The organism is Intestinibacillus sp. Marseille-P6563 (assembly GCF_900604335.1).
In the GTDB taxonomy this organism is placed as follows: domain Bacteria; phylum Bacillota; class Clostridia; order Oscillospirales; family Butyricicoccaceae; genus Butyricicoccus_B.
This window is the reverse complement of record NZ_UWOD01000001.1, coordinates 575259-587311: the sequence shown is the minus strand read 5'-3', so window position 1 is coordinate 587311 and position 12053 is coordinate 575259. Positions and strand designations below refer to the sequence as shown.

The window sequence follows — 12053 nt, the reverse complement described above, 5'->3', positions numbered from 1 at the left end:
TATTTTTAGTGCCATGGGCTTAACTAGGTTTGCTTTAGGTACGCTTGTTAGTGAGATTTTCTGTCTGCTGCTTGCCTGCGTCTGGCTTGCCGTCCAGATCGGCTCTGGCGAAGCGGATAAACACCGGTTCCGTGGATTATGATCATACCCTCAACGGTTATGCGGCGATGTTCGGGCAGTTCTTCAAAAGTGAATCAATGCTGTCGCTAGATAATCCGGCCTAATAGTCCTGACCAATGCTTCGGTGCAGTATGTAGCCGCCGTTATTCGGCACGGAAAGACGGAGCTACAGCTGGTCAACCAAAACAGCTCTGGGGTTTGCCATGGCTGTTTTTTATTGCAAGCCCTTTTAAGTGGTAGAGCTTTGCTGAACTATGCCATGAAAATCATCAATCATGGATTGTAGCGTAATTTCTTCCATCGCTTCCTTGACGGCATCTTCAATTTTATGATACGGCGGCTCCAGCACTTTGCGAATATTTTGTGCAACCGGACAAGGGCGGCCATCACAGGGATGAATTCCAATGATGGAGGTCACGCCATCTGGCTCCAGTGCAGAATAGATTTGGTATAAGGTGATTTGGGATGGGTCGGCGCACAATTCTGCACCGCCGGTGCCACGGGGCACTGTAATAAGCCCTGCTTTTTTCAGGGCGCTGAGAATGTTGCGGATTACAACAGGATTGCTTCCTGTGCTTTGGGCCAAAAGATTACTAGTTACTTTTGCAATTCCTTTCGCTTCATGGATAAAAATTAGGCAGTGAACTGCAACAGAACATTTTATACTGATCTGCATAAATACTCGATATCCTTTCAAAAGCAAACACATTATCAGAGATGTAACTATTGACTTTACATCATGTGGGTGCTAAACTAAAGAAGATGTAATTTGATTTATTACATCTAATATTTTATCGGTTCTTGCGAAAAAAAGCAAGAGAGATTCTATAAAACCAGAATTTATGCAGAGAGGTCTTATATGAAAGCGGTCCAAATCAAAAACTACTCCAAAGAAATCAACGTGACCCTGAGCGACATCCCGAAGCCTCAGATTTCAGATTCTGAAGTACTGATTCGGGTAAAAGCTGCAGCAGTTAATCCAGTGGAACTGCTGATCCTGACAGGAAGCGTAAAACTGATTCAGGATTATCCGATGCCCCTGACACTGGGCAATGAATGCTCCGGTATTGTGGAGCAGGTAGGCAGCAAGGTTGAGGGATTCAAAAAAGGAGACCGAGTCTACACCCGCCTGCCGATTGGAAAAATCGGTGCTTTCGCAGAATATGTAGCGGTCGAGCAGGATGCCGTTGCCAAAATGCCGAAAGGGTATGACTTCAATACTGCCGCAGCTATCCCGCTGACCGGTTTGACGGCCTATCAGGCTATCGTGGAAGAGCTGGAAGCAAAGCCTGGTCAAACGATCCTGATCCCCGGTGGCTCTGGCAGTTTCGGTCAGATGGCGGTTCCCATCGCCAAGGCCCTGGGGCTGCAAGTGATCGTGACCGGCAACGCACGGGCGAAAGAGCAGTTTCTCGCTATGGGAGTTGATCGGTATCTCGACTACAAAACAGAAAACTATTGGGAAGGATTGTCTGATATAGACCATGTGATCGACACCTTGGGGCCTGACGAGTTCGAACACGAACTGGCGGTGCTGAAAAAGGGCGGGCGGTTGGTGAGCCTGCGAACTGGACCCAATAAAACTTTTGCCCTGCGGCATCAGTTCGGCGGCCTGAAAAAACAGATGTTCACCCTGGCGGGCAGTAAATTAGACAAGGCTGCTCAAAAGCAGGGCAAAGAATATCGGTTTGTGTTTGTCCGTTCCAATGGGGCACAGCTGCGAAAAATCACTGAGATCGTGGAGAAGCAACAGGTCAAGCCTGCCGTCGATTCTCGTGTTTTTTCTCTGGATCAGGCCAATGAGGCATTACGGCTTGTGGCTAAGGGTCAGCTCAACGGTAAAGTTATGATTCAGCTGTGAGAGAGGGTGAAATACAATGAAATTGTCCATTCCTGTTGTAGAAACCGTTCAAAAACGGCACAGTGTTCGCACTTATGAGAGTAAGCCCTTGCTGCCCCAAGATCGAGAAGCCCTGCTTATGTGTATGAAACAGCTGGATAATCCCTTTGGCGTTCCTGTCCATACATACATCGTGGATAAGGAGCTGCATTCAGATGGGGAAAAGCTGGGAACCTACGGTGTCATTAAGGGCGCGAGTACTTTCCTGGGGGTCTCCATCCCGGATACAAAGCTGGCACCCCTGGCAGCCGGATATGAATTTGAAAATCTGATTCTGTCAGCCACTCATATGGGACTGGGTACGGTGTGGTTGGCAGCGACCTTCAATCGAGACAGCTTTGCTTCTGCCATGAAAATTCCAAAGGACGAACTGTTTCCGGCGATTTCACCGGTAGGCTATCCCGCAGCCAAACGCAGCCTGACGGAAAACCTGATACGCTCCACCATGAAATCTTCTTCCCGAAAAGAGTGGAAAAAGCTATTCTATCAGGCGGATTTTCGCACTCCGCTTACCAAGGACATGGCCGGAGCCTATGCCCAGCCGCTGGAAATGGTGCGGCTGGCTCCCTCGGCAAAAAATGCCCAGCCGTGGCGGGTGCGTAAAACCGAAAACGCCTATCACTTTTATGCGGATTATAAACCCGAACTTTCTAAAGGAGAAGAAATCATCAAACAGGTGGATCTGGGCATTGCCCTGTCCCATTTCCACCAGACAGCTTTGGAGCTGGGCCTGACTGGAGCCTTCGAACAGATGGCCCAGGAAAATGAAAACCTTCCTGAGAACATACATTACATGATTTCCTGGCGTATTGCCGAGTAAAAGGAGGATATTCTGATGAAACTTTATGACATCGTGTTCAGCCCCACAGGCGGAACAAAAAAGGTGGCCGACGATTTAACCGGTGCACTGGAGGGGGATGTAACTACCATTGATCTGACCGACAGCAAGCAGGATTTTCATGCCGTTTCACTGACAAAAGAGGATGTAGCAGTCATTTCTGTGCCGTCCTATGGTGGTCGTGTTCCTGCTGTGGCGGCAGAGCGGCTGCGCATGGTACATGGCAACGGTGCCCGAGCCATTCTGGTTTGTGTCTATGGCAACCGAGCCTATGAGGACACGCTGGTAGAACTGGAGGATGCCGCAAAGCAGGCTGGTTTTCAGGTGATTGCGGCAGTGGCTGCCATTGCGGAACATTCCATCGCTCGTCAGTTTGCCACCGGGCGGCCTGATGCACAGGATGAAGCACAGCTTTCCGATTTTGCCAAACAGATTCAGCATAAGCTTTCTGCGGCAGATATTTCAGAACCTACGATTCCTGGTAATCGTCCTTACAAGAAAGCTGGAGGAGCCGGTATGGTGCCCAAAGCAACAAAAGAGTGTACCAACTGTGGCGTCTGTGCAGCAGAGTGTCCTGTACAGGCCATCGACAAAGGAAATCCCAAAAAAGTGGATGAAAAGACGTGTATCTCTTGTATGCGTTGTATCGCCGTATGTCCGCAGGGTGCTCGCAAGCTCAATCCTGTCATGCTCTCTGCAGCCAGCCTGATGCTGAAGAAGGTTTGCTCTGAGCGTAAGGAATGTGAGCTGTTTCTTTGATGTGAGAAACATGCAGCCACTTATGGGGGGATACGCCTGTATTGACTTTTTTGGAAAGTAAGAACATAGCCTGAAAAGAGGCGTTGTAGATGAGACGTCCAGTTCAGGCTGCTGGAAACGACGATTCACAATCTTGTTCGCTGCAGCGATGCAGTCAATGGAAAGAATAGTGCTAAAATGTTCCGTCTACGACTGGATAGATGGCGGCTAAAGTTCGAGCTGCGTAGCAGATAAAAAAACAATTGGGAGCGCTGCAGAATCCGATCTGCAGCGCTCCCTGTTTTTATGGAATCAATAGTTGTCGCTGTGAATTTCAAAGAAGCTCTTAGAATAGAGGCAGGTGGGGCAAACCTGTGGGGCAGCGGTGCCTACCACGATGTGACCGCAGTTGCGGCACTCCCACATCTTGACCTCACTCTTTTCGAAGACCTGCGCAGTCTCCACATTGTGCAGCAGGGCGCGGTAGCGCTCCTCGTGGCGCTTCTCAATGGCAGCCACTAGACGGAACTTGACGGCAAGCTCCGGGAAGCCCTCCTCCTCAGCGGTCTTTGCAAAGCCGTCGTACATATCCGTCCATTCGTAGTTTTCGCCCTCGGCAGCGTGGAGCAGATTCTCGGCGGTGTTGCCCACACCGTGCAACTCCTCAAACCACATTCTGGCGTGGGCTTTCTCGTTTTCTGCCGTCTGGAGGAACAGAGCAGCGATCTGCTCGTAGCCTTCCTTCTGGGCCACGGAGGAGAAGTAGGTGTACTTGTTCCGGGCCTGAGACTCACCGGCGAAGGCGGCCTCCAGGTTCTTTTCGGTCTGGGTTCCAGCGTACTTGCTGCCGCCGCACTTCTCAGGAACTTCCTCCATCTTTTCAAAGGCGGAGGCCGGTTGCTTGCACAGGGGGCAGGTGAAGTCGTCGGGCAGAGTCTCACCCTCGTAGATATAACCGCAAATCTTACACTTCCACTTGGACATGGTGGTTTTGTCCTCCTTATGTATCATACTGCTTCGATCCTGATAAGTGGTGTGGAGCATCTGCTCCGCCAGCTCGCTGAGAGGCTGGCCATAGAAAGCCTCATAGACCTCTTTGATCTCAGGGTTTTCGTGGCTGGTGCGCAAGGTCATGGAACCGTCCCGTTGATAGAGAGCGGCAATGCGGCTCTTGCGGGTCTCGTCGGCATTTTTCATTAGATTCTTGGGCTGTCCGCCACCGCCGATGCAGCCGCCGGGGCAGGCCATGACCTCAACAAAGTGGTACTGCTTGCCGCTTTCTTTCATCCGCTGCAGGAAAGCGCGGGCGTTGGCGGTACCGTAAACCACGGCCACCTGCAGCGTTAGCTCTCCAATTTTCACCTGGGCCTCGCGTACCCCCTCATAGCCTCGGACGGGGCTGAGGTGCAGCAAGGACTCCGGCGCTGCCTGACCGGTCAGGTACTCATAAGCGGTGCGCAAAGCGGCCTCCATCACGCCGCCAGTGTTGCCGAAAATAACGCCCGCCCCCGAGGATTTACCCATTAGAGAGTCATAGGCGGAGTCCTCCAGAGCGTTCCAGTCGATGTCGGCGGCCTTGGCCCAACGGGCCAACTCCCGGGTGGTGATCACCTGGTCGGTATCCCGCATCCCCTCCACGCCGTGGTAGTCAGCGGCGGCGTGCATCTCCTCCCGCCGGACTTCAAACTTTTTGGCAGTACAGGGGGTCAGGGCCACATGGACAATTTTTTGAGGGTCTAGGCCCATCTGCTTGGCAAAGTAGGTCTTTACCGTGGGGCCCTGCATCCCAATGGGACTTTTGGCGGTGGACAAGTGAGGCAGCAACTCGGGGGCATAGATTTCAGCAAAGTGGACCCAGCCCGGGCAGCAACTGGTGAACTGGGGCAGGGGACGGTCCTGCTCCTTCATCCGGCGAATCAGCTCGCTGGCCTCCTCTACAATGGTCAGGTCAGCGGCAAAATTGGTGTCCAGTACATAGTCCACTCCCAAAGCCCGGAGCAATGCCACCATTTTTCCCTCCACAAAAGCGCCCGGCTCCATGCCAAATTCTTCGCCAAGCGATGCTCGAACGGCAGGGGAGGTGCTTACCACCACCACTTTGTCTGGGTCGGCAATCGCCTTTTGCACTTGGGGAGCCTCGTCCCGCTCGGTGATGCTGTCCACAGGGCAGACATTGGCGCACTGGCCGCAGTAGATGCAGATGGCTTTTCCTCCGGTTTGCTCCAGAGTGTAAGTGCCGTGTACCCCCATTAGGTTGGTGCAGGCCTCTTTGCACATCCCGCACCGGATGCACTTTTCCTCCCAGCGTACAATGCTGGGGTTGTCCGCTTCAATGGGGACGCGGACAGATAAAGGCAGATGATTCAGTTTCCTCACATTCCTTTCTGATCAAATACGTTCCTTACATTCCTCACATAAATATGTCAGCTTCAGGTCATAGGATAGGATAGACATTCCAACCTTTTTTTCCAGCTGTACGGTCATATCTCCTAAATCAATGTCCAGAAGTTTGCCGCATCCTTTGCACACAAGGTGGTCGTGGCGCTGGATACGGTCGTACCGGTCTGGCATTCCCTCCACTGATACTTTGCGGATCAGGCCATCCTGCCATAGACGATTGAGGTTGTTGTATACGGTGGCCAGCACTACCGTGGGATAGGTTTGTCGCAGGGCGTAGAAAATTTCCTCAGCCGTCATATGACTGCGGGAGGCGCTTACGATTTCTAAAATTTTTATTCCGTATTTCGTCATAGCACCCAACACGATTTTAGAATGATTCTAATTTCATTATACGAAATTTTTCTATTCCGTCAAGAGGAAAATTCGCCAAGTGAACCTTTGATATAAAATAATAATACATTCTATAATAAAGAAGAATAATATTTGTATCATCCATTGCTCCTGCTGGACAAAAATCAGCATTCCGACTGTCTACAAAGCAGCAATATGCAGACATTTCCTTAATAGGTTGCGGGAGTCTGGGATTGGCACAACAGGAAACAAGAAAAGGCGTAGCATTCAGCTACGCCTCTACATAGATCGCTATATAAACTTGAAAATAAAAAATGCGGAGTATCATCAGCAGACCTTTTCAGATCCTTTCATGATACTCCGCATGGTCCCCCGAGGGATGATAAATCCGAACTCTCGATCTGCTCAAAGGTGATCCGTTCCGCACCTTCCTTGTAGTTGAAGGTCACGAGGATGTAGTCATCGTATACGACCACACTATTAACAAAGCCATCAATCAGCCGTCTGCGCCCTTCCAAGGTATTGGTGTCCACTTTGCGGAACTGGAGAATATAGAACTGAATCTGCTCTCTGGTGAACTGAGGCTTTTTCATCTCTTCCTTGATGATGCTCAGCTCCAGCTTTTCTTTGGTGGCTTCCAGCTCGTCCAAACGGCGCTTGGTAGAGGTATTGAAAATACCTGCCTGGATTGCGTTGAGCATATTGTCGATAGCCTTCTCGGTATCTGCCAGTTGCCGCCGCAGGGCGGGTAGTTCGTTGCTTTCCTGCCCCTGTAACGCCATTGCCTGGTCGGTAAAATACTCCACAAAAGCATCGTCCATGATGTTCCGCATAACGGATGCAACAACAGCACGCTCCAGAGGGTCTTTTCGAACACTGCGATGTTTGGCTTTACAGGTCTTTTTCCGCTTGCTGTTTACACAGCGATAATAATGATATACCTGACCCTTGCTGGAACTCGTACCGGATTCGCCCACCATCATCGCCTTGCAGGAACCACAAAACAATTTTGTGGTCAGCAGATAGTCATCCTCAGCCTTGTGTCTGGCTGGGGCCTTTTTGTTTTTCTTCATCTGTTCCTGCACTCGTTCAAATAAATCTGTCGGTACAAGAGCTGGAATGCCATCCGGTACCACGATGTCGCGATATTTATATTCGCCAATGTACTTCCGGTTATGCAGAATTCCAGAGATGAAGTTTAAGTCTGCCGGTTTGCCTCGGACAGTTGTGACCCCCAGAGCATTTAGGTGATCCATAATCTGCTTCATGGTGGAGCCGGTATCATACATCTTGAAAATATCTAGGACAATCGGAGCATTGACTGGGTCTGGTTGGTATTGCTTGTTGGCATCAATGGCAAAGCCGAATGTGGGGGTGCCGCCGTTGTACTTACATTTGAGTGCATTTTCTGTGTGGCCACGGATAACCTTCACGGAAAGTTCTGCGGAATAGTACTCCGCCATACCTTCCAGCATAGATTCCAGAATGATGCCCTCCGGCCCGTCAGCAATATTCTCTGTGGCAGAAACCACCCGTACACCGTTCTTTTTCAGGGCAGCTTTATAATGGGCACTGTCATAGCGGTTGCGGGCAAAACGGTCCAGCTTCCAGACCACAACCACATCAAACAATCCTTTGGCGCTGTCTTTAATCATTCGCTGGAAATCGGGGCGGTTGTCAGTTTTGGCAGAAAGGGCACGGTCGATGTATTCCTTCACTACGATCATACCGTTTTGCTTGCAATACTCCATGCATTCTCGGATCTGACCGTCAATGCTTTCCTCCCGCTGTCCTTCGCTGGAATAACGAGCGTAGATTACTGCGTTCACATCGTCACCTCCTTACTCATCAGCAGTTTCCGAAAACATCCGTAAAACGGATTCTTTCATGCGGTTATAGTATGGCGATTTAGGATCAAAGCACATCTCGACGAACTGCTCCATCTCAGCTGCGTTTTTCCATACTTTCGGCTGGTATTGATACAGCTTTCCCTGTGGCTCGTCACAGCGAGCAAAGATATAATCCATGGAAACATCGAAAAAGTCTGCATACTTGCGTAGCAGATCAACCGACGGAGTTGACTGTCCGTTTTCATAGCGGTTAAGGCTGGACTGAGTGATGCCTAAAAGCTCTGCCAGTTTCGCTTGAGAAAGGGATAAAGCTTCTCGGAGGGTACGTAGACGTTTTCCAATTAACTTCATATCAACCACATCCTCTCGCAAATATTATAGCATATATTGCATTGTTTTCAACCCAATATTTGATTTCGCAAATAGAATCGTCTCGCTCCGTGCTATCTAACTAATTTGATTCATCCCCTCAACTGATTTACATCGAGACGGTAGTACTTTTGTCCAAACTCAATACCAAGCAGCATATCGAGGTGGAGTTGAATCTGGACGAGCTGGATTTGACATCGGCGGAGAGTAAAGCCACCTATGATGAGATCAAAGCCTATGTGCCGGAAAAGCACGGCCTGAAGGTGTCCAGCCTGTATATCTCCTAGGTTAAGCGGAAGTGCGGGCTAGATGTGGGACAGAATTATAATCTGTCAAAGAAAGAAGACGCGAAAGTGCCACAGTGCCCGCCGGAAAAGGAAGCTGCAATTATGGATGTACTAAAGCATTTTCAAATGATTTGATGGCAAGCCTGTCTTACTCAAAGCAAAACGTGGTCTGGGATTCCAATATCCAGACCACGTTTTTGTCAATCAATAGCTCACGATTTCGTGATTTTTATTTGTCTTTTAGCACAATTTCCGTTATACTAGTAAATAGGAAAAATCAGGAGGTGCGGGATGGCAATCAGTTACAATCGGCTGTGGAAACAGTTGATCGACCATGGTTTGAGCAAAACCGACATGATGCACCGTGCAAAAATCAGCACCAATGTTTTAGCACGATTAAGTAAAGGTGAGCCTGTCTCCATGGACAGCATGGAAAAAATCTGCACCGTGCTGGGATGCAATATCGGAGACGTGATGGAATTTATCCCTGATACAGAAAACGGAGGAATAGATGCATGATTACAGGTGTGATTAAAAATAAAGTAGATAAAATCTGGACGGACATCTGGGCGGGCGGCATTACCAATCCTCTAACCGTCATCGAACAGCTGACCTATCTTATGTTTATCCGCTCTCTGGACGAAAAAGAGCTGGAAACGGAAGAATTTGAGCATATGACCGGCGAGAAAATGGAGAAGATTTTCCCCCAGTCTGCCGTTGGACAGTCCATGCGCTGGAGTAAATTCAAGAACAACGATCCCCGCGATATTTTCAATGTAATTTCCCAGCGGGTCTTCCCTGCTATCAAAAACATGAAACATGGCCGCCTGCCGGACTTCACCGAGCAGGGGGAACTGGTGGAAATCGCCGACGATTCCAGCAGTGATGCGCAGAATGAGACGGCCTTTGCCCGGTACATGAGCGATGCGATGTTCCTGATTCCTACGCCGCAGGTGTTGCAAAAAATCATCACAGGGTTGGATGACCTGTATGAGCATGACATTGCCGATCTGGATATGCAGGGCGACTTGTACGAGTACATGCTGGGCAAACTGGCCACCGCTGGACAGAACGGCCAGTTTCGCACTCCCAAGCACATCCGGGAAATGATGGTGGAGTTGTTGCAACCCACCCCGGATGACACCATCTGCGACCCGGCCTGCGGCACGGCAGGCTTTCTGGTCTCCGCCGCGGAGTACATTCGCAACCACTACGAGGATACCATGACTTCCGAGCAGTGGGAGCACTTTGCTGGGGACGCTTTCACCGGCTTTGACACAGACCGCACCATGCTGCGCATTTCTGCGATGAACCTGATGCTGCACTCCATCAGCCACCCGGAGATCGACTACAAGGACAGTGTTTCCAAGCAGAACCAGATCAGCGATAAGTTTACCATGTGTCTGGCAAATCCGCCTTTCAAGGGCACGGTGGACGCAGAAAGCATCCACGACAACCTGAAAGCCGTGACCAACACTAAAAAGACTGAGCTGTTGTTTCTGGCCCTGTTCCTGCGGATGCTGAGAAAGGGTGGTCAGTGTGCCTGCATTGTGCCGGACGGCGTGCTGTTCGGCTCCTCCAAGGCACACAAAGCTATTCGCAAAGAACTGGTGGAGAACCATCAGCTGCGGGCGGTGATCTCTATGCCCTCCGGCGTGTTCAAGCCTTACGCGGGCGTGTCCACGGCGGTGCTGGTGTTCACCAAAACCGGCGCGGGCGGTACGGAAAACGTGTGGTTTTATGATATGAAGGCCGACGGCTTTTCCCTGGACGATAAGCGCAGCGAGGTGGCGGAGAATGACATCCCCGACATCATCGAGCGGTTCCATCATCTAGACCAGGAAGCCGACCGCAAGCGCACGGAGCAGAGCTTTTTTGTGCCGAAACAGGAAATTGCGGACAATGACTATGACTTATCCATCAACAAGTACAAAAAGGTGGAGTATGTGCCGGTGGAGTACCCCTCGACCACGGAACTGATGGCAGACCTGCACGAGCTGGAACTGGAGATCACCGCAGGGCTGGCGGAATTGGAGGTGATGTTGTGATGGTGAGATTAGGAGATATTTGTACGCAGATTACGGATGGAAGTCACAACCCACCTGTCAGTGTTGGGGAAAGCTCGTATTTGATGCTAAGTTCAAAAAATATTGATGACGATAGCATCACGCTAGACGATCCACGGTATTTGTCCAAAGACGATTTTGATACAGAAAACAAACGAACAAATATTGAACCAGATGATCTTCTTATGACTATTGTTGGCACAATCGGTCGTGTGGCTATTGTGCCTAACGAATTGACTAAAATCTGTGTTCAACGTAGTGTAGCTGTCCTTAAACCGAAATCAGATATTGTCTATAATCGATTCCTCATGTATTACTTACAAAATATGCGCCCATATCTTGAGCAGGAATCCAGAGGTGTAGCGCAGAAAGGTATTTATTTGAAGCAGATTGGAAACTTAACAATATCGCTCCCACCCATTGACGAACAGCGCAAAATTGCGGCGGTGCTGGACAAAGTCAGCGACCTGATTGCCAAACGCCGCCAGCAGCTGGACAAGCTGGATTTGCTTATTAAGGCAAGGTTTGTGGAGATGTTTGATCTAAGTGCTTGTACTTATGGAATGTTGAGTGATAATACGGAGTTTGTTGATTATAGAGGACATACTCCTACACTTTCTGACGACGGAAACATACGAATGGTAAATGCAAAATCCGTTGGAAAAGGTGTTTTCAAATATGTTGAAGAATATGTAACAGAAAAGACATATGATAGCTGGATGCATAGAGGATTTGGATATCCAGGAGATGTTTTATTTGTTACTGAAGGCCATACATTTGGAAATGCCTGTCAAGTTCCTCAAGGGTTAACTAAATTTGCACTTGGGCAAAGAGTAATCACCATCCAAGGACATAGGGGAATAATCAATAATGCTTTTTTATGTGCATATATGCAGACAGACAAATTTATCAAAGATATAGCTATGTATAAAACCGGAGGAACGGCACAAGGAATCAGAAGTAAAGATCTAGGTAAAGTCGAAGTTCCTTTATACCCTTATGCTCAACAAGAAACTTTTGAGAACTTTGTGGATCAAACAGAAAAAACAAAAACCACCATCAGCAAAAGCCTTGAAAAGCTTGAAACGCTGAAAAAGGCGCTAATGCAGGAATACTTTGGGTGAGGTAAAACAT

At 49.3% G+C, this 12053-nt stretch carries 12 protein-coding genes; 7 read left to right on the top strand and 5 right to left on the bottom strand.

All coding sequences use genetic code 11. The annotated features are described in order from the left end of the window. Positions 1-349: 349 nt before the first annotated feature. Positions 350-796 carry an Rrf2 family transcriptional regulator gene (locus EFB11_RS03140; RefSeq protein WP_122788889.1) on the bottom strand — a complete coding sequence of 149 codons (447 nt, stop codon included), beginning with the start codon at positions 794-796 and terminating at the stop codon, positions 350-352. A gap of 183 nt (positions 797-979) precedes the next feature. On the opposite strand from EFB11_RS03140, the gene EFB11_RS03135 reads away from it, so the two are divergent. The 3 genes from EFB11_RS03135 to EFB11_RS03125 are packed head-to-tail and all read left to right on the top strand — an operon-like array spanning position 980 to position 3617. Next, the gene (locus EFB11_RS03135) at positions 980-1981 is read left to right on the top strand and encodes an NADP-dependent oxidoreductase (RefSeq protein ID WP_122788888.1); all 1002 of its coding nucleotides are present in this window, start codon (positions 980-982) and stop codon (positions 1979-1981) included. A 16-nt stretch (positions 1982-1997) separates the two neighbouring features. Next, positions 1998-2840 (top strand): nitroreductase family protein, encoded by an 843-nt coding sequence (locus EFB11_RS03130; RefSeq protein ID WP_122788887.1) that lies wholly within the window; start codon positions 1998-2000, stop codon positions 2838-2840. A gap of 15 nt (positions 2841-2855) precedes the next feature. After that, positions 2856-3617: a 4Fe-4S binding protein gene (locus EFB11_RS03125; protein ID WP_122788886.1), complete on the top strand. Its 762-nt coding sequence runs from the start codon at positions 2856-2858 to the stop codon at positions 3615-3617. Between the two features lie 291 nt (positions 3618-3908). On the opposite strand, the gene rbr is transcribed toward EFB11_RS03125, so the two are convergent. The 4 genes from rbr to EFB11_RS03105 all read right to left on the bottom strand — a co-directional run bounded on the left by rbr (position 3909) and on the right by EFB11_RS03105 (position 8548). Beyond that, the gene (rbr, locus tag EFB11_RS03120; protein WP_442906809.1) at positions 3909-5972 is read right to left on the bottom strand and encodes a rubrerythrin; all 2064 of its coding nucleotides are present in this window, start codon (positions 5970-5972) and stop codon (positions 3909-3911) included. Between the two features lie 12 nt (positions 5973-5984). Then, complete coding sequence (locus EFB11_RS03115; protein WP_122788885.1) at positions 5985-6347, bottom strand: Fur family transcriptional regulator; 363 nt, start codon at positions 6345-6347, stop codon at positions 5985-5987. Between the two features lie 350 nt (positions 6348-6697). Further along, a complete protein-coding gene (locus EFB11_RS03110) occupies positions 6698-8176 on the bottom strand; it encodes a recombinase family protein (RefSeq protein WP_122788884.1) in 1479 nt (492 codons plus the stop codon). A 12-nt stretch (positions 8177-8188) separates the two neighbouring features. Beyond that, positions 8189-8548, bottom strand: a complete 360-nt coding sequence (locus tag EFB11_RS03105; RefSeq protein WP_122788883.1) for a helix-turn-helix domain-containing protein — start codon at positions 8546-8548, stop codon at positions 8189-8191. A gap of 149 nt (positions 8549-8697) precedes the next feature. Between EFB11_RS03105 and EFB11_RS17500 the strand changes: the two genes are divergently transcribed. The 4 genes from EFB11_RS17500 (at position 8698) to EFB11_RS03085 (ending at position 12043) form a co-directional block, all read left to right on the top strand. Further along, positions 8698-8853 (top strand): hypothetical protein, encoded by a 156-nt coding sequence (locus tag EFB11_RS17500; protein WP_442906808.1) that lies wholly within the window; start codon positions 8698-8700, stop codon positions 8851-8853. A gap of 291 nt (positions 8854-9144) precedes the next feature. Further along, positions 9145-9372, top strand: a complete 228-nt coding sequence (locus EFB11_RS03095; protein ID WP_087234166.1) for a helix-turn-helix domain-containing protein — start codon at positions 9145-9147, stop codon at positions 9370-9372. After that, positions 9369-10901, top strand: coding sequence for a type I restriction-modification system subunit M (locus tag EFB11_RS03090; protein ID WP_122788882.1), 1533 nt, complete (start codon positions 9369-9371; stop codon positions 10899-10901). The genes EFB11_RS03095 and EFB11_RS03090 overlap by 4 nt, the downstream gene beginning before the upstream one ends. After that, positions 10901-12043: a restriction endonuclease subunit S gene (locus tag EFB11_RS03085; protein ID WP_122788881.1), complete on the top strand. Its 1143-nt coding sequence runs from the start codon at positions 10901-10903 to the stop codon at positions 12041-12043. Before EFB11_RS03090 ends, EFB11_RS03085 begins: the two co-directional genes overlap by 1 nt. Positions 12044-12053: the final 10 nt, after the last annotated feature.

Coding starts and splice junctions, on each gene's coding strand:
- EFB11_RS03140 (WP_122788889.1), bottom strand. CDS start 796: ATGCAGATCAGTATAAAATGTTCTGTTGCAGTTCACTGCCTAATTTTT.
- EFB11_RS03135 (WP_122788888.1), top strand. CDS start 980: ATGAAAGCGGTCCAAATCAAAAACTACTCCAAAGAAATCAACGTGACC.
- EFB11_RS03130 (WP_122788887.1), top strand. CDS start 1,998: ATGAAATTGTCCATTCCTGTTGTAGAAACCGTTCAAAAACGGCACAGT.
- EFB11_RS03125 (WP_122788886.1), top strand. CDS start 2,856: ATGAAACTTTATGACATCGTGTTCAGCCCCACAGGCGGAACAAAAAAG.
- EFB11_RS03115 (WP_122788885.1), bottom strand. CDS start 6,347: ATGACGAAATACGGAATAAAAATTTTAGAAATCGTAAGCGCCTCCCGC.
- EFB11_RS03105 (WP_122788883.1), bottom strand. CDS start 8,548: ATGAAGTTAATTGGAAAACGTCTACGTACCCTCCGAGAAGCTTTATCC.
- EFB11_RS03095 (WP_087234166.1), top strand. CDS start 9,145: ATGGCAATCAGTTACAATCGGCTGTGGAAACAGTTGATCGACCATGGT.
- EFB11_RS03090 (WP_122788882.1), top strand. CDS start 9,369: ATGATTACAGGTGTGATTAAAAATAAAGTAGATAAAATCTGGACGGAC.
- EFB11_RS03085 (WP_122788881.1), top strand. CDS start 10,901: ATGGTGAGATTAGGAGATATTTGTACGCAGATTACGGATGGAAGTCAC.